The sequence below is a fragment of the Streptomyces sp. NPDC005811 genome (genome assembly GCF_040630405.1).
Lineage (GTDB): Bacteria > Actinomycetota > Actinomycetes > Streptomycetales > Streptomycetaceae > Streptomyces.
This window is the reverse complement of sequence record NZ_JBEXXK010000021.1, coordinates 52,829-72,421: the sequence shown is the minus strand read 5'-3', so window position 1 is coordinate 72,421 and position 19,593 is coordinate 52,829. Positions and strand designations below refer to the sequence as shown.

The following is a 19,593-nucleotide window of genomic DNA, read 5'->3' as shown; positions in this document are numbered from 1 at the left end:
CGTTCCGGTCAGGAACCGCAGGCCGTGATGAGTGTCTCCACCTCGGTGATCAGCGCGTGCGCGAACCGGTCGAGATCGGGGACGGCCTCACCGTCGGCGACCAGCCCGTAGTGGACCCGGCCGCGGTACGTCGAGACGGCGACCGCCAGGGACTGGCCGCGGGCCAGCGGCGCGTACGGGAACACCTCGGTGACCGGGTTCCCGCCGAGCTTCAGCCCGAGGCTGGGCAGCGGGACGCTGGTGACGAGGATGTCGAACCAGAGCCGGGCGGCCTGGCTGACCAGCGGTCCGCCGAGCCGGTGGCCGAGCGCCGGCACGTGGTCGGCGAGCAGGGCGACGGCGCCCGCGCCCCGGCCGGGCCCGGCGTCCTTGTTGGCGTCCATGGCGGTGCGGACCTGGGCGAGCCGGCCGAGCGGGTCGGGGTCGTCGACCGGAAGCCGTATCAGGTACCCGGAGAGCCGATTGCCCTGCGGGTGCGCGGTGCGCGGGCGGCGCTTGGAGACGGGGATCAGCGCCCGGGGGCGTACGCCCTCGCTGCCGTCGCCGCGCTCGTCCAGCCAGCTGCGCAGGGCACCGGCCACGACGGCGATCAGGACGTCGTTGACGGTGCCGCCGACCACCTTGCGGACGCGGTGCACGTCGTCGAGGTCGAGGACCACCCCGGCGGTACGGCGGGTGCCGGTGGGCGGGGCGGCGAGCGCGGGGGTGGACCGTACGCCCAGCCGCGACACGGCGACGGAGGCGCCGATGTCGAGCGCGCGCCCCACGTCCGAGACGGCGCCGCGCAGCAGCTCGGGGAGTCTGCGCACACCGGGGATCAGGCCCCGGGCGGGCTCGGCGGGGCGCGGCCGGGCCGCGGGCAGGTCCATGGGGTCCAGGACGGCGGCGGCGAGCGTCAGGGCACGCAGTCCGTCGGCGAGGGCGTGGTGGAACTTGAACAGCACGGCGAAGGACAGGCCGTCCTCGCCCGGCAGGACGTGCGCCTCCCAGGGCGGGCGGTCGCGCTCCAGGGGGCGCTCCATGAGCCGGCCGGCCGCGGTCTGGAAGTCGGCCGTGGGGGCGTGCAGCCGGACGTGCCGGTGGGGGTCGAAGTCGGGGTCGCTCTCGCGTACCGCACCGCCTATGGCGAGCGGGCGGCGCAGGTCGAGGGGCAGGACGGGGTCGAAGGGCCGCCACACGTCCCGGATGCGCATGCGCAGCCCGGGGACGGCCGCCGCGCGCGCGGCGAGCAGATCGGCCGCGTGGGCGCCCGCGGTGGGCGACTGCGCGGCGAAGACACCGAGGGCGCCGAGGTGCATCGGGTGCTCGGGGGACTCGATGTTCCAGAACGCCAGGTCGAGGGGTGCCAGGAGATCATCAGCAGACAAGGGCTTGCCTCGCGTCGACGACGGGTGAGGCAGCAGTCAACCCCTTGGAAGCGATTACGGTCAAGCAGGTTCAGGCTACGCACAGTTAACAGCCGATTAAGTTCATGACACCTGTTGTCCCTTTCCGAGGCCGATGACCCCGTTCTCGGACACGGTGTACAGCTCTCCGTCGCGCTCGGGGTTGACTCCGATGGTCGCGCCCGGCGGGACCTCCACGTTCTTGTCCAGGACCGCGCCGCGCACCACCGCGCCCCGGCCGATGTGGACGTTGTCGTGCAGGATCGAGCCCTGGACGACCGCCCCCGGGTCGACCCGGACACCGGGCGAGAGCACGGACCGGCTGACCTGGCCGCGGATCAGACAGCCCGCACTGATGATCGACTCGCTGGCCATGCCGCCCGCGTTGAAACGGGCCGGGGAGAGCTGGTTGGAGTGGGTGTAGATGGGCCAGCTGCGGTTGTACAGGTTGAAGGCGGGGCGCTCGGCGATCAAGTCCATATGGGCGTCGTAGTACGCGTCGAGCGTGCCGACGTCCCGCCAGTAGCCCTGGTCGCGGCTGGTCTCGCCGGGGACGTGGTTGGAGCTGAAGTCGTAGAGCTGTGCCTCGCCGCGCCGGGTGAGCTGGGGCAGGATCGAGCCGCCCATGTCGTGCACGGAGTCCTCCTCCTCGGCGTCCCGCTGGAGGGCCTCGATGAGGGCCTTGGTGGTGAAGAGGTAGTTGCCCATCGAGGCGAACACGCTGTCGGGGTCGTCGCGCAGACCGGGCGGGTCGGCGGGCTTCTCCAGGAAGTTCTCGATCGACTGGCCGTCCGAGCCGGGGGTGATCACCCCGAAGGAGGACGACTCGCCGCGCGGGACCCGGATCCCGGCCACCGTGACCCCGGCCCCGCTGTCGATGTGCTGGGTGAGCATCTGGCGCGGGTCCATGCGGTACACGTGGTCGGCGCCGAAGACGGCGACGTACTCCGGCCGCTCGTCGTAGACCAGGTTCAGCGACTGCAGGATCGCGTCGGCGCTGCCCAGGTACCAGCGCTTGCCGAGGCGCTGCTGGGCGGGGACCGGGGTGACGTAGTTGCCCAGCAGGCTGGACATCCGCCAGGTGGTGGTGATGTGCCGGTCCAGCGAGTGCGACTTGTACTGCGTGAGCACACAGATGCGCAGGATGTCGGCGTTGACGAGGTTGGACAGCACGAAGTCGACGAGCCGGTAGGTGCCGCCGAACGTGACGGCCGGTTTGGCCCGGTCCGCGGTCAGGGGCATCAGGCGCTTGCCCTCGCCGCCCGCCAGCACGATGCCGAGCACAGAAGGTCCACCACGACGCATTGGCCGCTCCCCTCACCCTGGTTGGAACCCATGGATGCCCCGCAGCGGGGCCCGCTACGCCTGTTTGACGATCTCCTGGTACAGCCGGACGGTCCGCCGGGCCACGGCGTCCCAGCCGAACTCGTCCACCGCGCGGACCCGCCCGGCTTCACCCATCCGGCGGCCGGCGGCCGGATCCCCGAGGACCGCGTCCAGCGCCCGGGCGAGCCCGGCCTCGAACACGGCGGCCTCCTCGTCGACCGGGACGAGGAGGCCGGTCACCCCGTCCTCGACGACCTCCGGTATCCCGCCGACCCGGGAGGCGACCACGGGGGTGCCGCAGGCCATCGCCTCCAGGTTGACGATGCCGAGCGGCTCGTACACCGAAGGGCAGACGAACACGGCCGCGTGCGTGAGGAGTTGGATCACCTCGGGGCGCGGGAGCATGCGCGGGATCCAGTGCACGCCGTCGCGGGCACGGCTCAGGCCCTCGAACAGGTCGCGGAACTCCTGGTCGATCTCCGGGGTGTCGGGGGCGCCCGCGCAGAGCACCACCTGGGCGGCCGGGTCGATGTCCCGTACGGCGCGCAGGAGATGGGGCACGCCCTTCTGGCGGGTGATGCGGCCGACGAACAGCACGTAGGGGCGGTCCGGGTCCAGTCCGATCCTGACCAGGGCGTCCGTGCCGGGGTCCGGGCGGTAGAGGCCGGTGTCGATGCCGTTGTGCACCACGTGCACCCGCTCCGGGGGGAGCGCGGGATAACAGGTGAGGATGTCCTCACGCATCGCCGCCGACACGGCGATCACCGCGTCGGCGGCCTCCAGCGCGGACCGCTCGGCCCAGCTCGACAGGGCGTAGCCGCCGCCGAGTTGCTCGGCCTTCCACGGGCGCAGGGGCTCCAGCGAGTGCGCGGTCACCACGTGCGGGACGCCGTACAGCCGCTGGGCGAGATGGCCGGCGAGATTGGCGTACCAGGTGTGGGAGTGGACGAGTTCACGGCCTTCGAGGGCGGCGGCCATCGCGAGGTCCACGGAGAAGGTGCGCAGCGCGTCGTTGGCGTCGTCCAGCGCGGACCAGGGCCGGTGGCGCCGGACGCCCTCCGCGCGTTCCCGCAGGGAGCTCTCGCCCCAGCAGTGCACGTCGAGGTCGACGAGGCGGCGCAACTCCCGCGCGAGGAACTCGACATGGACGCCCGCGCCGCCGTACACGTCCGGGGGGTACTCCCGGGTCAGCAGTCCCACACGCACCCGGAACCCCCCATTCTCAGCGGCTGGTTCCCTTCATGGTCACCCAGACGGGGCGCGCGGGGAAGAGCGCGGGGGTCGTGTGAAGCAACAGTCGCCGCAGACTCCGCCGCCGGGCACCCGGTAGTACAGACAGCAGCTGCGGCGGCGGAAGTCCGTGCCGGCCGGGCCGTCGGTGCGGACGCCGGTGTCCGCGAGGAGGGGGTGGGCGAACAGTTCGGCGGTGAGGGCACGCGCGCGTGCGGCGGTCCCGGGGCGCCCGTGCGCCCGCGCCCACTGCTCCAGCTGCCGGGCGGCCCCGGCCAGCGCGGAGGCGGCGTTGCCCCGCAGCAGACCGGGCGCGAGGCGGTGGTGGGCGCGCAGGGCCGCCGACAGCGGTACGAGATGCCCGTCCAGTACGGCGGCGGCGAGCGTCGCGGCGTCCCCGGGCAGCTCCCTGACCTCGGTCAGCCAGAGATCGTCGGGGGCGCCGCCGTCCGGGTCCCAGCGCAGCAGCCGCGGATCCAGGTCGGGGATCGCGCCGTACAGGACGGCGCAGCCGAGGGCCGCCGACCACAGCCGGGCCGCGAGCCCCTGCTGGGCCACGGAGGCGCCGATCCGCTCCTCGGGGGCCCGGAGCGCCCGGCTCACCTTCCGGACACGGAAAGTCAGGGGATTTCCGTAAACATCCGACGACTGGTTCGCGTAGGCCCGTGCGAGCGTCGGCAGGGGGCGGGGCGGCTCTCCTGCCACGCGTAGGAGGAAGAAGCCGCCGAGCGGGCGCAGCGCGGCGAGTTGGGGGTCGAGGTCCACGAAGTGCAGTAGTACCAAGGAGGTCGGGGATCGAGATCAGGGGGATCCCTCACACGTCACCCGTCTGAGGGAGGACGGTGGTCCCCTCGTACTCCATCGGCAGTAGGACCCATTGAGTGCTCAGGTACGACGACGGGAACAGATCGACAAGGCATCGTGTTGGTTATGAGAGCCCACCGTTCGCCGCGCCGGGTCCCGGGCCCCGGCCTCACGCAGAGGAGCAGCTCATGAGCGCCCTCGCGTTGTCCGTGGTCCTGTCGCTGGTCTCCGCCGTGGCGTACGCCTCCGGCGCGATCGTGCAGGAGCAGGTCGCGGTGTCCTCGCCGGACGGGGAGTACGCGCCGCTGCGCCGCCCCGGCTGGTGGGCGGCGGTCGTGCTGAACGGCCTCGGCGGGCTGCTGCACGTGGTGGCGCTGGCCTACGGCCCGTTGAGCCTGGTGCAGCCGCTGGGCGCGCTGACCATCGTGTTCGCGCTGCCGATGGCCGCGCTGTTCGTCGGCCGCAGGGCCGGGGCGACGGCCTGGCGGGGCGCGATCATGGCGACGGTGGGTCTGGCCGGTCTGCTCTCCCTGGTCGGCGCCTCCGACGCGCAGTCGCTCAGCACCGCGCAGCGGGTGAGCGTGGCCGTGGTGACCGGCGGCGCGGTGGCGGCCCTGATGGTGGCCGGGCGGGCCGCGCACCGGCATCCCGCGGTGCGCAGCATGCTGCTGGCGACCGCGTCCGGCATAGCCTTCGGCATGTCGTCCGTGTTCACCAAGACCGTCGCGGTCGACTGGACCGACGGTGTCTCGACGGCCGACGTGCCCTCCCTCGCGGTGATCGGCGTGCTGGCCACCGCGGGCATGCTGCTGTCGCAGGCCTCCTACCGCGGCGCGGGCCTCGCGGCCCCGCTGGCCACGCTGACCGTGGTCAACCCGGTGGTGGCGGCCGCGGTCGGCATCACGATGTTCGGCGAGACGTTCCGGTACGGCACGACGGGCACCGTGCTCGCCCTGGGCTGTGGAGTGGTGGCGGCGGGCGGGCTCATCCTGCTGACCACCGAGCGTCTTCAAGGAGGATCCGCTGTGGCCGGGGCTGTGGCCGCACCGGTGGAGACGGCGGAGGCAACGGAACCGGCGGAGCCGGCTCTGACGGCTGCGGACGCCGCCTCGGCGCCGCTCATGGCGGACCTGCCGGAGGAACTGCTGGCCGCCGTGGAGATGCGGGACGGCATGCGGCAGGAGCGGCGGGACGGTCGGGACGGTCGGGAGAAGCCGCTCGTGCCGGTCCAGGCCGGGGAGCCGCTCGACGGCCTGGACGGCGTGGACGGCGTGGACGGCCTCGACGACCTCGGTGAGGCCCCGGACCCGGCCGACCGGCCGGTGGTGTTCCTCCAGAGCCCGCTCTGGAGCGCGACGTACATCCCGATGCCGGCCGTCGACCGGCATCGGGTGCGGGTCAAATCCTGACGCCGCCGGCCCGCAGATACGCCAGCGGGTCGACATCCGAACCGAAACCGGGCCCCGTCCGCACCTCGAAGTGCAGATGCGGGCCCGTGCTGTTGCCGGTGGAGCCGGAGCGCCCGATGCGCTGCCCGCCGCCCACCGACTGCCCGTCCCGGACGGAGATCGCGGACAGATGGGCGTACTGGGTGTAGCGGCCGTCGGCGTGCCGGATGACCACCTGGTAGCCGAAGGACCCGCCCCAGCCCGCGCTGACGACCGTGCCCGAGGCGACCGCCTTCACGGAGGTCCCGGTGGGGACGGGGAAGTCGACGCCGGTGTGGTAGCCCTTCGACCAGGAGGAGCCGGTCGCGTGGTACGGGGTCCCGGTGGCCGCGGCGACGGGGGCGACCAGGGAATGGCCGGTCTGCGCCTTGTCGTCGGCGTCGGATTCCTTCTCGGTGCGCGATCTGGACGTGCTCGGGCTCGTCCGGGGGGCCTTCGTGTCGGCCGGGGCGCGCAGTTTCAGCCGCTGGCCCGGCAGGATCAGGTCGGGATCGGCGCCGATCGTGGTCCGGTTCGCGGCGTAGAGCCGCCGCCAGCCGCCCTTGACGTCCTCGGTGTCGGCGATGCCGGAGAGGGTGTCGCCGCGGACGACGGTGTACATCTCGGCGGTACCGGCCCGGGACTGGGGCGTGGCCTGCGGCTGTACGTCCTTCAGGGACGTCTTGGCCGACTTCGCGGACTTGGCGGACTTGGCGGCCTTGGATTGCTTGGCGTCCTCGGCCTCCTTGCCGGAGGTGCCGTTCGGGTGGATGTCGGGGGTGTCGCCGCCCCGGGCCAGTCCGGCCCGCACCGAGCACACCGGCCAGGCACCGGGCCCCTGGCCTTCCAGGACCTTCTCCGCGACGGCGATCTGCTGGTCCCTGGTGGCCAGGTCGGCGCGCTGGGCGTACCGCTTGCCGCCGTACGCCTCCCAGGTCGACCGGGTGAACTGGAGGCCGCCGTAGAAGCCGTTGCCCGTGTTGATGTGCCAGTTGTTGCTGGACTCGCACGCGGCGACCTTGTTCCAGGTGTCCACGTCGGCCGCCTGGGCCGCGCCGGCTCCGATGAGCGGTATCGCCATACCGGCGCCGCCCGCGGTGACCGTGAGTGAGGCCCGGTTGATCCTGTTCGGCTGGTACCGGCGGTGCCGGCCGCGTACGGCCATGGAGTTCCCCCTCGACAAGCGTCAGGAGGGGCAAAAGTACGGGCCGTTCACAGCCCGTGACAAGACCGCAATCAGCCGCTCGCGGTGCGCGCAGGGGAGCGGGAAACCCGCAAGGATGGGCTCCAGGACGAAACTGACCGGCACCACCCCTAGGAGCCAGCCCTATGAGCACTACAGCGCAGATCGGTGTGACGGGACTCGCGGTCATGGGCCGCAATCTCGCCCGCAACTTCGCGCGCAACGGTTACACGGTGGCGCTGCACAACCGGACGGCGGCGCGCACCCACGCGCTGGTGGAGGAGTTCGGGCACGAGGGAACGTTCGTGGCGGCGGAGAGCGCCAAGGACTTCGTGGCGGCGCTGGAGCGGCCCCGCCGACTGGTGATCATGGTGAAGGCCGGGGAGCCGACCGACGCGGTCATCCGGGAGTTCGCCCCGCTCCTCGAACCCGGCGACATGATCATCGACGGCGGCAACGCGCACTTCGCGGACACCCGGCGCCGGGAGCGCGAACTGCGCGAGCAGGGCCTGCACTTCGTCGGCACGGGCATCTCCGGCGGCGAGGAGGGCGCGCTGCACGGCCCGAGCATCATGCCGGGCGGCTCCACGGAGTCGTACGGCTCCCTCGGCCCGATGCTGGAGAAGATCTCCGCGAAGGCCGCGGACGGGGCGCCCTGCGTCACGCACGTCGGGCCGGACGGCGCCGGGCACTTCGTGAAGATGGTCCACAACGGCATCGAGTACGCCGACATGCAGCTGATCGGTGAGGCGTACCAGCTGCTGCGGGACGTCGCCGGGTACACGCCGGCGCAGATCGCGGAGATCTTCCGCACCTGGAACACGGGCCGGCTCGACTCCTACCTGATCGAGATCACGGCCGAGGTGCTGTCGCACGTGGACGCGGCGACCGGCGAGCCGTTCGTGGACGTGGTCGTGGACCAGGCCGAACAGAAGGGCACGGGCCGCTGGACGGTCCAGATCGCCCTCGACCTGGGCGTGCCGGTGTCGGGGATCGCGGAGGCGGTGTTCGCCCGCTCGCTGTCCGGGCACGCGGCGCTGCGGGAGGCGTCCCGCGGGCTGGCCGGGCCGAAGGCGGCCCCGCTGGGCGAGGCGGAGGCGGCGGCGTTCGCCGACCGGGTGGAGCAGGCGCTGTACGCGTCGAAGATCGTGTCGTACACCCAGGGCTTCCACGAGATCGCGGCGGGCAGCGAGGAGTACGGCTGGGACATCGACCTCGGCGCGGTCTCCGCGATCTGGCGGGGCGGGTGCATCATCCGGGCGGCGTTCCTGGACCGGATCCGGGAGGCGTACGACGCGCGGGCGGATCTGCCGAGTCTGCTGTCGGACGGGACGTTCGCGGCGGAGATCGGGGCCGCGCAGGACGACTGGCGTGAGGTGGTCGTCGCCGCGGTGCGGCAGGGGGTGCCCACGCCCGGGTTCGCGGCGGCGCTGGCGTACTACGACGCGCTGCGGGCCGAGCGGTTGCCTGCGGCGCTCACTCAGGGGCAGCGGGACTTCTTCGGGGCGCACACGTACCGGAGGGTGGACCGGGAGGGGGCGTTCCACACGTTGTGGGGTGGGGATCGGTCGGAGGTCGGGGCGTAGGGCGTGGCCCCTGGTCGGGAGTGCGGGTGCGTGGGAGCTGGCCGCGCGGTTCCCCGCGCCCCCTCAGGGCGTTGCGGTGGGCGGTGTTCCTGAGTGCCGCCCACCTTGTCCTCACGTCAGCGGAGGGCCCGGTTCTGGGTGGGGGACGGGTTCCGGGCCCGGGGGGATCGGTGACGGTGACGGCTCCGGGGGTGGGCCGGGCATCGGGGGCGGCTGGGGGGCCGGTGGGGGTTCGGGGGTCGGCACCGGGGTGGGGTACGGGTCCGGAGGGCCCGGCGTCGGCGTCGGCGGGGCGGGGTCGGGGGGTGGGGTGGTCATCGTGTCCTCCGGCCAGTCGTGTCGCTCGGCTCTGGACTACTCCCCCGCGTACCCGGCACCGCCCCGGACACTCACCCGGGTGGGTCCGCCCGGCGGTCAGAAACGGCCGGGATGGGCGCGCAGCCAGTCCTTGGCCGCGGCCAGCAGGGCGGGGTCGGCCGACGGGGCCTCCTCCGGGTGGCGGGCGGCCCACTTGACGACGTACGGGCAGAGCGGGGCGACCGGGACGCCCTCGCGCGCGGCGATGCCGTACAGCTCGCGCGCGAGGGAGCCCGCGATGCCCTGGCCCTCGTGGGCCGGTTCCACGATGGTGTGCACCGGGACGAGGGCGCGGGCGGGCGACTCCAGGACGAAGTACTCGATACGGCCCACGACCTCGGCCCCCTCACCGAGGGCTTCGAGACGGCCCGCCGTCCGGTCGTCACGGATCTCGATGTCGCTCATGGGCACTCCCGGTGCGATGGGTGCGGTCGGTACGGCCGACGCGAGGCTCAGACGGACACGGCCTGCGGGCTGCGCCGCTGGTCGGAGCCCGGTACCGGCTCCGAGGCGTCGGCCCCGAGGGCCACGATCCGGTTGTCGCCGTCCACGTGCACGATCCGCGGCTTCAGCGCCCTCGCCTCGGCGTCGGTGACCTGAGCGTAACTGATGATGATCACGAGATCCCCGGGGTGGACGAGATGGGCGGCGGCCCCGTTGATCCCGACCACCCCCGAGCCGCGCTCGCCCTCGATGACGTACGTCTCGAGCCGCGCCCCATTGGTGATGTCGACGATGTGGACCAGCTCACCGGGCAGCAGATCGGCGGCGTCCAGCAGATCGGCGTCGATGGTCACCGATCCCACGTAGTGCAGGTCGGCCTGGGTGACGGTGGCGCGGTGGATCTTGGACTTGAACAGAGTGCGCAGCATCTGGACTCCTGGAAGACGGCTCCCTGCCTGCTTTGTGCAGGTCAAGGGCGGTCTTCACTGTACATGGGCACACACCGAAGTCGACTGTTGTGAGGAACATCGCTCCTCTCCGGAGACAAGGCTCCCCGCCTGGGCTTCCGAACGAATCAGGTTGTTATGACATCGCAGACCGTGCCCCTACTCAGACACTCTTCGCGGAATACGCCAGGACTGATGCTGACCAAACGCTGACCTAACTGACGGAACATCGGCAACCTGAACGTCACCTCCCAGGAGCAAACTGACGAGGTAATGCGCGAAAGCAACTCCCGGCCGGTATGAACAGCGCGCCCGCGGACAGCACTCCGATCGCGGCTGATGCCAAGGAAGGTGTCTGCAGTGGAGGCCTCCCATCCCGCGGAGAACTCTTCGCCTCCAGCTGCCGCGCCCATGAACGCCGGTCCGGCCGACCTGAGGGCGACCGGATACAGTGCGCGAGACGGGCGGCTGCAGCTGTCGGACGGGCGCTGCGAGGCAGCTATCGGGTGCGGGACAAGGACCATCCGGTCACAGCGAAGGTCCGTATCAAACTCGCGGCAGTCGTCGATCGCAACGACCACGAGTTAAGCATCGTCGGGCAGTCACATCCCCCCGCTCGCCAACACCGCCCTCCCGCCCCGTCCACTGCAGCAGTGCTTGAACTTCCGCCCTCGCCGCATCATGCATGGACATGGCGCATTCCTGCGTGGCCGCACCACTGCGAGGGGCACCGCTGCGCCGACAGCCTGCCCAAGGAGGATGGCGCGCTCAAGGTGGGTGGGGTCGTCCGCCACCATCCCGGGAAGGTTCCGGCCTGCGATGACGATCAGCGAGCCATGGTGGGCCCGCTCGTACCAGTGAGGTAAGAAGTTGAGCGGCAGCCCCGACAGGAGGTCGCTGTGGGGGCCGCTGAGGGTGATTCTGTTGTCGACCAGGCGGGCCCGAAGGTCCCGGCCGGAGACGGGCGGCAGGTCACGGAAGTCAAGGGGCTTGCCGCCGTTTTTGGTGTACAGGGTGCGCAGGTTGGTGAAGCCCGACTCCAGGAAGAGCCGGAGGATGACGTCCTCGATACGGCGGCTGCCGTTGATCGCTCCCCAGCCGCCGTGGCAGTCGAGGACGATTCCGACGCGGTCGCCGCCAAAGAGGATGCATTCGGCGTCGAAGCGATCCGGGGAGCGATCGGGGGCCGGTCCGCTGAGTTCGATCACGTCGGAGAGGTGGCAGTGGGAGTGCGCGAGCCGGAGCATCGGGTGGTGGACGTCCGGGTGTCGGAGGTAAAGGAGTTCTGCGTGGCCGGACTCTGCGATGATCAGATTGCAGATAGCGCAGTACTGCCTGGATGTGGCGAACCGAAGAGTGAGCGACTCCAAGTCGAATGCCGCCAACGCCTGCTGCACGGTATCGGAGATCCGCACGCTGCGCAGCCGGGGCAGGGCAGGGGACGGCACCACCGCGTCATCGCCACCGTCCCCAAGAGCACGAGCGCGGAGTGATTCGAGGACGCACAGGTCGACTGGACCACCGCCCACGAGTTCCACGGGGCTGGGCACGGTGCCGTCCGGGTCCATTTCATGGTGCAGTGCACCCAGGAAAACCAGGGTCTCGCCTGCCTCCGGCCAGTTGCTGAGTGCCTGGTGGAGTGCGAACGCCTGCCGGGCGTGGGAACGCCCGGCCTCCGATGCATGGAGTGCCTTCTCGGCGCGGGCCAGGTTGAACAGGCAGGTGGCGCGCAGTGGGCCGTCGTCGAGACGTTCGCTGATCTGCAGGGCCGTGCGGAATGACGCGGCCGCGGCGAGGTGGTCGCCGGCCTTGGCGTGGCAGGCGCCAAGGTTGGTGTGCAGGGATGTCAGCACGGTGTCCATGCCGAGCTTCTCGGCGAGCGGGATGTTCTTGGTCATCAGGGCGACGGCTTCGTCCCGGTTGCCGGTATGCAGCATGCAGGTCGCGGCCTGCGCGCGGGCGGTGAGGAGAACATGGAGATCTTTGTGCTCGGCAGCGGCTCGCGCGGTCTGCTCGTACTGGTCGGCTGCTTCGGCCCACCGCCCGGCCCGTGCGTGGATGTTGCCCAGTGCCATCCGGCAGTGCAGGACGCCGTCGACGTCGTCGTGCCGCTCGCAGTCGTTCAGTGCCCTGGTGATCGCGGACAGGGCTTCGGTGTGCAGGCCGCGTCGCGAGTGAAGGACGGCCAATGCACGCGTCGCCCGGGCCCGAGTGCCGGGGGAGGCGGCGTCGCTGAAGTCGGACACTACGGACCGCAGCATGCGGGCGCCGTCCTGCCACTGCCCCGCAACGACCAGGGCTTCACCCAGGGCCGCCCGCACTTGGGCGAGTGCCCGACTCTCGTCAGTGGCGGCGAGAGACAGTTCCGCTTCGGTCAGCAGGCGGACGGCGTCTCCGATCCTCCCCCGGTGCCACAGCAACTGGGCTCGCTTCTGCAGGACATCTGCCTGAAGAACCGGGCTGCCGGACTCTTGGGCCATGTCCGACGCGACCTCGAACTGCGACTCCGCCGTGTCGTGGTGCCCGATGCCGCCTCTGTACGAGGCGAGATAGGTCAGGGAGCGCGCCGCGTGCTGATGGTCGCCGATTCTGATGGCGAGGTCGGCGCACTGCGCGAGGTACGTCGCGGCCCGGTCGAGATCAGCGCGGTGCGCGGCATCCTCACCGAGCCGGAACAACGCTCGGACCTGGCCCTGCACGTCACCCGTCTCCTGATGGATGGACAGGGCGGCCTCGAGCGGCTCGGCAGGAGCCGACTCCGGCCGGGCGCTGGCCGGGACCGCCGCGAGGTCCATCAGCGCCCGCGCCTCCCACTCCCGGCTGCCTATGGCCCGGGCCCGTTCGATGTCCCGGACGGACTCCTCCGCCGCCTCTGCCACTCGGCCCGTGCGGCGCAGCAGTGTGACGATCGAGCGGGTGGCGAGCGTCTCACCGAAGCCGCTGCTCCGGCTCAGGTCGCGGCTGTTGCGCAGGTAGTTCTCGGCCCGGCGGGTCTGTCCGACCGCCAGGTACGCCTGGCCCAGGTTCCCCAGAGCGAGCGCCAGTGCCTGATGATGCCCGACAGTCCGCCAGTAGGACAGTCCGCTTCGTAGGTATTCTATGGCGTCGCGGGGCCGACCCAGGTTGATCAGCAACGTCCCCAGACCGAGCTGCGCCATGAACAGATGCTCGGCATCGTTGGCCGCGCGCGCCGTTTCGGCACAACGGGCGTACAGATCCACCGCATCCTGGCTCTCGCCGAGGTGCCCGGCAACCACAGCCCGGTTGTACAGCGCGGTGGCCGTCCAATTGACGTTTCCGGCCAGCTCCCCGGCCTCCTGTACGCACTGGTAGACGCGGTCCAGCTCCTTCCAGTGGCTGGCGACACGCAGGTGCTCGGTGAGTGCGGAGGCGAGAAGCAGTAGGTGGTCCCAGGCCTCGTACTGTCGGGCCGTCTCGACGAGAGCGACCGCGCCGGGACGGTCCGCGTCCAGCGACCGCAGTGCTTCGGTACTGCTCTCGGCCGGGACGGTCGCCGCCTCGTCCAGGAAACCGATCGCATCGGTAGACGACCGCACGCGAAGGGCTGTGACGACACACGCGTGACGAACGACATCCGCCCGTTGCGTCCCCGACCACGGCTTGGACGTCAGCCGGGCGAAGCGGTGCTGAATTTCGTGCATCACGAATCGGTCGTCGTCGAGCTGCTCGATGAGGCTGAGTTCGACCAGCGAGTCGAGGAGCGCGGCCGTGTCCGTGAGGTTGTCGTCGTCGACTTCGTCCAGCGGCGGCGGTGTGATGGCCGCTGCGACGACATCGATGGTGAACGACATGTGCGGCAGGGCACCGAGTGCGGAGAAAACCTGAGCCTGGTCGCGTTCGAGCGCGTCGAAGCTCTGCTGGAACACAGGCTGCAGCGTGGTCTGGCCTGCGACGAGGGCTTTGACGCTGCGGTCGGGGTTCATGATCTCGGACAGGTAGCGGTCGACGTTCACGCGGGGCCGGCGGGCCAGGTGCGCCGCGGCGATGTGCAGGGCGAGCGGGTGACCGGCACACGCCGCGGACAGCGCGGCCGTCTGCTCGCCGGTCAGTCGGCCGGGGCCGGCGACCGACCGTACGAGCTCCTCGCTGGGCGCGGCGTGCAGTGGACCGAGGTCGATGAGGCGGACCAGGCCGCTCAGCCCGCTGAGCTTGACGCGGCTGGTCCCCACCAGCGCGAACGGGCCGTCGACGGAGAGGATCTCAAGGAGCGCCTCCTCCGAGACGATGTCGTCGACGAGCAGCAGGACGCGCTTGTCGGCGAGCGTCGTCCGTAGCAGTGCCAGCTGCTGGTCACGGCGTTCCGGCAGGGGAGACTCAGGCGGAACGAGCGTATGGAGTATCGACGACACGAGGTCCGTGGGGCCGGTCGACAGCGCGAGATTGATGTGGAACTGGCCGTCCGGGTACCGCTCCGCGGCCAGCCGGGACATGCGCAGGGCGACGTCGCTCTTCCCGATGCCAGGAGCCCCGGTCACCACAACCGCCGCCCGGCCGCCGCCGTCCGCGCGCCGCAGCACGTCGAGGCCAGCGGAGATCTCCGTCTCGCGCCCGAACAGGCGCGGGCGCCGTTCGCCGGGCAGGATGGAGTCCTGCACCGAGCGGGACTGCAGGGACGGCAGCGTCACACGGACGTCGCCCGCCACGTACCCGGTGATTGCCACTCCACCGTGTGAGGCGTACGCCGCACCCGTCGCCCTGACCGAGACGGAGGCGGGCGCGCCGTCCGCCGTCGCCGCACTGACTCCGGTGATCGCGGTGCCGCCGTCCGTCGCGCGGGCGTCGCCGCTGTCACGCACCTCAGCGCCCGGCGGTGCATCGCCGGACCCGTTCTCGTCCTCCATCAACCCGCTTCCCGAGACTGGCTGTAGTCGATCCCGGTACCGGCACTGCTGCCGGACCCGTCAGCCGTCGCGTCACCGGTCCGATCCACCCGCGCCGATCCCGTGCCCAACCCGCCGGGCCCGCGGATCCCGGTGTGCGCCGACCCGCCACCGGACGCCTTCGCCTGGCCGGTATCCGTGGCCGAGTCCCCCTGGCGGCGGTCCAACCACGCCCACGCCAGCGCTGCGACCCCGGTGGCGACCTGCAACGACGCCCCGACCAGCTCCCCGGTTCCCGGGCCGTTCAGCATCCACACCATCGGCGTCGCCGCGATGCAGGCCACCCCGACCACGATCAGCACGATCTTCCACGGCCGTGTCACGCCGTCCCACCTTCCCCCTGGCCAGCCATTCCGCAGGTATAGCAAGGACGTTCAGGCTGTTGCCAATGGTTCCGGCGGTGCGGGTCGTCCGTGGTCTACCTCAAACGATCCGCGTGACGGTGAACAGGGGGTCGGAACGGCTCACCCGTGGCTCACTGTGCAGCATGCCGGTTCGGGCAGCGGAAAACTGACGGCCAGCTGGAGCGGGCGGACATGGGTGTACGCCCTGAAGAAAGTGTTCGCCCATCGCCAGAAGGCGATGGCGGGCCTGGCGCTCGTCGGGTACCGCATCTGTCCGGGCAGCTTCAAGAACAGACGCCCGGGCCGCTGGACGGCCGCGCACGTCGCTTCGGGCTCGGCGGGTTCCGCTATGTCCGCCCCGCCCGCGAGCCCTTCACGGTCCATGAGCTCCTCAGCCAACCGAGAACAATCTGGTCGCTGCTGCACTCTCCGCGTCCGTTGACGTGGCAGGACAGCCGCTGGTCGGTGCATCGGGCCTCAGCCAGGGCACCACATACACCGCGAGCACGATCCGCCCGTCGGTCGCCGTTGGCAGCGGGAGGCCGACCAGCGCGAGGCACAACCGCACGAGCTCCAGCCCGCCAGTCCAGAGCGGCATACAGTGCGCCGTGCCCGCACCGCTCCTCGGCCGCCAGGGACAGCGCGACCAGTGTCTTCACCAGTCCACGCATCGGTGAGCTCGATGAGCGCATCCGCCCGCCGAAAGAGACTCGTGGAACTCGACCCGAAAAAGCGGAACCGCAGGCCCAACGCCTCGCTTCCAGGCACATCAACGTGCGGACTCATGGGCAGCGACCGTTCTCTCGACTTCGTTACTCGACATCTCGAAGCGTGGAGAACAGCCGCCACCGCTGTCCCGTGAAGAACCGCAGTCAGTAGGACGAGTGAGCCGCGATGTTGAACGTCAAGCTTAGGACTTCACGGGCGACTGCCTACTTCAGACGCTCTCTCAGGCGTTCTCGTCATGGATCCGCGCACCCAGATCCTCTGCCCACTCCAGCGCCCACGCCTTGAGTTCTTCGATCTGCCGGGAGGTGAACCCGTACGCGGTGTAGTCCTCATCCTCGTACCAGTCCGCTCCGACGAGCCGGTCCCGGAGGTCTTCGAGGCTGAACTCGTCGTGGGCGCGACGGCGGCCCAGGGATTCGAGGTCGGCGGTGGAGCGGTGGCGGGAGGCAGCTTGGACGTCGATGAGGTCGCGGACGGTGCCGCGGTCAGCGAGGGCACGGACCTTGGTACCGATCACGTCATCGAGGGAAAGAACGGGGCCGTAGGGGGTCTGAGCGGGAGGGGCCCAGAACGCCTCCTTGAGGACGTCGACCTCGCACTCCTCGCCGGAGTGCGGATCGGTGACGAGGAACCGGCCGCTGAGCGGATCGGTCTGGATGTGCGTGGTCCGCCATCCGCGCGCGCTGAGACCTGCTGTGAGTGAGGCGACGATCTCCTGCATCGGAGCGGGGTTCTCGGTGGCGACGTCGAGGTCGCGGCTGAAGCGTTCGACCAGGCCGTGCGCCTGCACGGCGTATCCGCCGGTGAGGACCAGAGGGTAGGGGGAGCCGAGGTCGAGGATGTCGGCGAGGAGACGCTCGTGGAGCGGAGTGAGCTTCACGCGGCGGTCGTGTCGGCCGGAGCGGTGCGGAGCAGCTCGGGGAAGGCGTACTCCCAGACCTCTCGGATGTAGGGACTGATCAAGCTCCGCAGCACGGGCCACTGCTCGATGAGCAGCCGGTGGTGCAGGAGGGCCACCAGGTCCTCGCGCAGTCCTTCGGCGAGGACGGTGCGGTAGAGCGTCATGCGGGACTTCGGGCGGTCCAGGCTGTAGCTCGTCCGCCCGGACCAGACGATGTGGAGCGGCAGGTCCACGTCGCCCTCGACAGGGCCGGCCAGCTCCTGCAAGCGCTCGGGCAGTCGGCTGCGGTAGCGGTCCCGCAGCACCTCGGCACGGGGGGCGGTGATCGTCCTGTCCATACATCCAGTATCGCTGTCGGGAGGCGGTGGCATGGCGGATATAGGGATCACCTGTCGTATGTGCAGGTCGGGCGCTGCCTTTCCCTCGGGTGTCACACCGGGCAGGCCCTCAGCGCATCACGGCCCACCCGTGCAACTCCTCCAGGTGGCGGGGCAGCCGACTTCCCTGTTAGCCCAGGACCACCCGCTCACGGGCGCGGGTGATCATGACGTGGCAGGTCATGTGGAGAGCGGCCGCGGTGGGCGTGGGTCTCGGTGTCGGACACGCCGCTCGGTCCCGGAATGCAGCCCACTCGCTCAGGACCCCTGCGCGGACGAGCTCTCGGGTCAGGTAGCGAACCTTCCGAGCGAGAGCCAGGCACATCTGCCCAGGTTCCGTGAATGACGGTCACCGGGTCAACAAGCCAGGACGCTCCCTTGCCCGATGCTGACCGTTTCCTGACTCGAACGACGCGATCACGTCTCTGACCTGCGCAAATACCCGGATGCTAGATCTTGGACGTGAACAGAGTACGCAGCATGGGGACTCCTGGAAGACGGCTCCCTGCCTGCTTTGTGCAGGTCAAGGGCGGTCGTCACTCTACATGGGCACGTGTCGGACTCGAAGTGAGGAACATCGCGCGCACCGTCTGTTGCGCCATCGCCGACCAGGCGCCTGCCCGGTCACTCGGCCGTGAGGTCCATGAGCTGTTCGGCAGCGGTGGTGTTCCCCCCGTCGGCGAGGCGTCGCAGCTCGTCGATGTCGTCCTGTTCGGTGGCCAGTTCGATCAGCTGGTCGGTGGCCGTGGCGTTGCCGGTGTCCGACAGGCGGCGTAGTTCTTCGATGTTGCCTTGTTCCGCGGCGAGTTGGATGAGTTCGTCGGTTGCCGTGGGGTTGCCCGTCTCCGCGAGGCGGCGGAGTTCGTCGAGGTCGCCGAGTTCGACGGCGGTGTTGATCTGTTCGTCAGAGCTGGGCATGAGGGAACCTCTCGTGGCTAGGCGGCCGGGTTCGGGTTCGGGTTCGGCAATTTTCCCGAGGCGCGCAGGACGTCTCGGTGGGTGTGCCACTCGTCGACCAGTCCGGGCAGGCGTTCGGCCAGGAACTCGGCGAGCGCGACCATTTCCTCCAGCGGCGCGCGTCGCTCCGGCGGGGCGTCGGCGAGGAGGGCCAGGCCTTCGCGGAAGAGGGAGGCGTGTTCTCTGTGGAGGGCCGCGTCGAAGTTCTGTGGCTGTTGGGTGGCCGGGTTCAGGCTCACGCGGTCCATGCGCTCGCCCGCGGTGCGTGTGCGTCGCGCCATCCCGTAGCCCTCCAGCAGCTTGACGGCGCCGGTGATGGCGCTGCGGCTCGCCAGTAGCGCTTCGCCCAGTTCGTCGATCGTCTGCTGTGGAGGGTCGCAGACGAAGAGGTGACCCAGCAGGCGCCCGGCCATGGGCGGAAAGCCGTACTGGCGGGCGTAGAAGCGGCCGACGTGGTCGGCGAAGAGCAGTTCGGAGTCGCGGGACACACGGCCAAGATAGCAGCTTTAGCTGAGATGACATTTATTTGTGTCATCCCAACGGAACCTTCGTCAGGAGAGGCCGGACAGCCTCAGGACCGCCTCCGCCGTCTCGTCGTCTATGCGGTGGCCGAGTCGCTCCAGGACCTCAGCCCCCTGGCGCAAGGTGCCCCGCTCGACGGAGTGCCGTACGCCCGTGTCGAGTTCGTGCCAGATCAGCGGGTTCGCGGCGAGGACGCGGGGGTCGAGCTCCAGGCGGTTGCCCTGGGTGTCCCGCAGGACGAGGTGGGCGGAGGCGCCGTCGTACTGCCGTACGGCCACCAGGGCGTCCGTACGCACCATGCGCCGGCGCCACGGGGTGCGTACCGCGAGCCAGCCGGGGCCCGCGGACACCCGAGGTGGGAGCAGGACGGCGCACATCGCGGTCGACAGGGCGGCCCAGAGCAGGGCGCGCACGGGTGTCAGGCTCCCGGCGTCCCAGTCGACGACCATGGTCATCGCGCAGAAGACCAGGGCGCAGCCCATCGCGAACCGGGCGCTGCCACTCCAGTGGCGGTCGTCGGCCGGGTCGCGTGGTCCGCTCCGTCGCATGACGCCGACGCTAGGCCGCCGGGCGCGGAGCGGCGGCTGCGGCTTACGGGTTCCTGACGCCGTACGGGCGGATTTTGACGGGGCTCTGACGCCTCGGGCCCGTGCGCACGCGGGGCGGACGTCTCG

At 70.7% G+C, this 19,593-nt stretch carries 16 protein-coding genes; 2 read left to right on the top strand and 14 right to left on the bottom strand.

The annotated features are described in order from the left end of the window. Positions 1 to 8: 8 nt before the first annotated feature. The 4 genes from ABZ490_RS23190 to ABZ490_RS23175 form a co-directional block, all read right to left on the bottom strand. Positions 9 to 1,367, bottom strand: a complete 1,359-nt coding sequence (locus tag ABZ490_RS23190) for a wax ester/triacylglycerol synthase family O-acyltransferase (RefSeq protein ID WP_358992904.1) — start codon at positions 1,365 to 1,367, stop codon at positions 9 to 11. Between the two features lie 102 nt (positions 1,368 to 1,469). After that, the gene (gene glgC, locus ABZ490_RS23185; RefSeq protein ID WP_358992902.1) at positions 1,470 to 2,690 is read right to left on the bottom strand and encodes a glucose-1-phosphate adenylyltransferase; all 1,221 of its coding nucleotides are present in this window, start codon (positions 2,688 to 2,690) and stop codon (positions 1,470 to 1,472) included. A gap of 54 nt (positions 2,691 to 2,744) precedes the next feature. Next, positions 2,745 to 3,917, bottom strand: coding sequence for a glycogen synthase (gene glgA, locus ABZ490_RS23180; protein WP_358992900.1), 1,173 nt, complete (start codon positions 3,915 to 3,917; stop codon positions 2,745 to 2,747). A 39-nt stretch (positions 3,918 to 3,956) separates the two neighbouring features. Next, the gene (locus tag ABZ490_RS23175) at positions 3,957 to 4,706 is read right to left on the bottom strand and encodes a (2Fe-2S)-binding protein (protein WP_358992898.1); all 750 of its coding nucleotides are present in this window, start codon (positions 4,704 to 4,706) and stop codon (positions 3,957 to 3,959) included. A 227-nt stretch (positions 4,707 to 4,933) separates the two neighbouring features. Between ABZ490_RS23175 and ABZ490_RS23170 the strand changes: the two genes are divergently transcribed. Further along, positions 4,934 to 6,154, top strand: a complete 1,221-nt coding sequence (locus ABZ490_RS23170; protein ID WP_358992896.1) for a DMT family transporter — start codon at positions 4,934 to 4,936, stop codon at positions 6,152 to 6,154. On the opposite strand, the gene ABZ490_RS23165 is transcribed toward ABZ490_RS23170, so the two are convergent. Beyond that, a complete protein-coding gene (locus ABZ490_RS23165) occupies positions 6,144 to 7,337 on the bottom strand; it encodes a transglycosylase family protein (RefSeq protein ID WP_358992894.1) in 1,194 nt (397 codons plus the stop codon). The two genes, ABZ490_RS23170 and ABZ490_RS23165, sit on opposite strands and share 11 nt — an antisense overlap. Before the next feature lie 164 nt (positions 7,338 to 7,501). On the opposite strand from ABZ490_RS23165, the gene gndA reads away from it, so the two are divergent. After that, positions 7,502 to 8,941 carry an NADP-dependent phosphogluconate dehydrogenase gene (gene gndA, locus ABZ490_RS23160; protein ID WP_358992892.1) on the top strand — a complete coding sequence of 480 codons (1,440 nt, stop codon included), beginning with the start codon at positions 7,502 to 7,504 and terminating at the stop codon, positions 8,939 to 8,941. 414 nt (positions 8,942 to 9,355) lie between these two features. Here gndA and ABZ490_RS23155 read toward each other — a convergent pair whose 3' ends face one another. The 9 genes from ABZ490_RS23155 to ABZ490_RS23115 all read right to left on the bottom strand — a co-directional run bounded on the left by ABZ490_RS23155 (position 9,356) and on the right by ABZ490_RS23115 (position 19,467). Next, a complete protein-coding gene (locus ABZ490_RS23155; RefSeq protein ID WP_358992890.1) occupies positions 9,356 to 9,703 on the bottom strand; it encodes a GNAT family N-acetyltransferase in 348 nt (115 codons plus the stop codon). A 47-nt stretch (positions 9,704 to 9,750) separates the two neighbouring features. Further along, entirely contained in the window at positions 9,751 to 10,170 is a 420-nt protein-coding gene (panD, locus tag ABZ490_RS23150; RefSeq protein WP_358992888.1) for an aspartate 1-decarboxylase, read from the bottom strand. 620 nt (positions 10,171 to 10,790) lie between these two features. Further along, positions 10,791 to 15,050 carry a tetratricopeptide repeat protein gene (locus ABZ490_RS23145; protein WP_358992886.1) on the bottom strand — a complete coding sequence of 1,420 codons (4,260 nt, stop codon included), beginning with the start codon at positions 15,048 to 15,050 and terminating at the stop codon, positions 10,791 to 10,793. Next, positions 15,050 to 15,412 carry a hypothetical protein gene (locus ABZ490_RS23140; RefSeq protein ID WP_358992884.1) on the bottom strand — a complete coding sequence of 121 codons (363 nt, stop codon included), beginning with the start codon at positions 15,410 to 15,412 and terminating at the stop codon, positions 15,050 to 15,052. The genes ABZ490_RS23145 and ABZ490_RS23140 overlap by 1 nt, the downstream gene beginning before the upstream one ends. Positions 15,413 to 16,382: 970 nt before the next feature. Further along, positions 16,383 to 17,042, bottom strand: coding sequence for a nucleotidyl transferase AbiEii/AbiGii toxin family protein (locus ABZ490_RS23135; protein WP_358992882.1), 660 nt, complete (start codon positions 17,040 to 17,042; stop codon positions 16,383 to 16,385). After that, positions 17,039 to 17,401, bottom strand: coding sequence for a hypothetical protein (locus ABZ490_RS23130; protein ID WP_358992880.1), 363 nt, complete (start codon positions 17,399 to 17,401; stop codon positions 17,039 to 17,041). The genes ABZ490_RS23135 and ABZ490_RS23130 overlap by 4 nt, the downstream gene beginning before the upstream one ends. A gap of 663 nt (positions 17,402 to 18,064) precedes the next feature. Beyond that, positions 18,065 to 18,358, bottom strand: coding sequence for a hypothetical protein (locus ABZ490_RS23125; protein WP_358992878.1), 294 nt, complete (start codon positions 18,356 to 18,358; stop codon positions 18,065 to 18,067). A 17-nt stretch (positions 18,359 to 18,375) separates the two neighbouring features. Beyond that, positions 18,376 to 18,885 carry a hypothetical protein gene (locus tag ABZ490_RS23120; protein WP_358992876.1) on the bottom strand — a complete coding sequence of 170 codons (510 nt, stop codon included), beginning with the start codon at positions 18,883 to 18,885 and terminating at the stop codon, positions 18,376 to 18,378. A 63-nt stretch (positions 18,886 to 18,948) separates the two neighbouring features. Then, entirely contained in the window at positions 18,949 to 19,467 is a 519-nt protein-coding gene (locus ABZ490_RS23115) for a hypothetical protein (RefSeq protein WP_358993077.1), read from the bottom strand. Between the last annotated feature and the right edge of the window lie 126 nt (positions 19,468 to 19,593).

What these genes read in the sequence shown, in the direction of transcription:
- ABZ490_RS23155 (WP_358992890.1), bottom strand. Translation starts at nt 9,703, where the DNA reads ATGAGCGACATCGAGATCCGTGACGACCGGACGGCGGGCCGTCTCGAA.
- gndA (WP_358992892.1), top strand. Translation starts at nt 7,502, where the DNA reads ATGAGCACTACAGCGCAGATCGGTGTGACGGGACTCGCGGTCATGGGC.
- glgC (WP_358992902.1), bottom strand. Translation starts at nt 2,690, where the DNA reads ATGCGTCGTGGTGGACCTTCTGTGCTCGGCATCGTGCTGGCGGGCGGC.
- ABZ490_RS23145 (WP_358992886.1), bottom strand. Translation starts at nt 15,050, where the DNA reads ATGGAGGACGAGAACGGGTCCGGCGATGCACCGCCGGGCGCTGAGGTG.
- ABZ490_RS23125 (WP_358992878.1), bottom strand. Translation starts at nt 18,358, where the DNA reads ATGCCCAGCTCTGACGAACAGATCAACACCGCCGTCGAACTCGGCGAC.
- ABZ490_RS23165 (WP_358992894.1), bottom strand. Translation starts at nt 7,337, where the DNA reads ATGGCCGTACGCGGCCGGCACCGCCGGTACCAGCCGAACAGGATCAAC.
- ABZ490_RS23130 (WP_358992880.1), bottom strand. Translation starts at nt 17,401, where the DNA reads ATGGACAGGACGATCACCGCCCCCCGTGCCGAGGTGCTGCGGGACCGC.
- panD (WP_358992888.1), bottom strand. Translation starts at nt 10,170, where the DNA reads ATGCTGCGCACTCTGTTCAAGTCCAAGATCCACCGCGCCACCGTCACC.
- ABZ490_RS23170 (WP_358992896.1), top strand. Translation starts at nt 4,934, where the DNA reads ATGAGCGCCCTCGCGTTGTCCGTGGTCCTGTCGCTGGTCTCCGCCGTG.
- ABZ490_RS23115 (WP_358993077.1), bottom strand. Translation starts at nt 19,467, where the DNA reads ATGCGACGGAGCGGACCACGCGACCCGGCCGACGACCGCCACTGGAGT.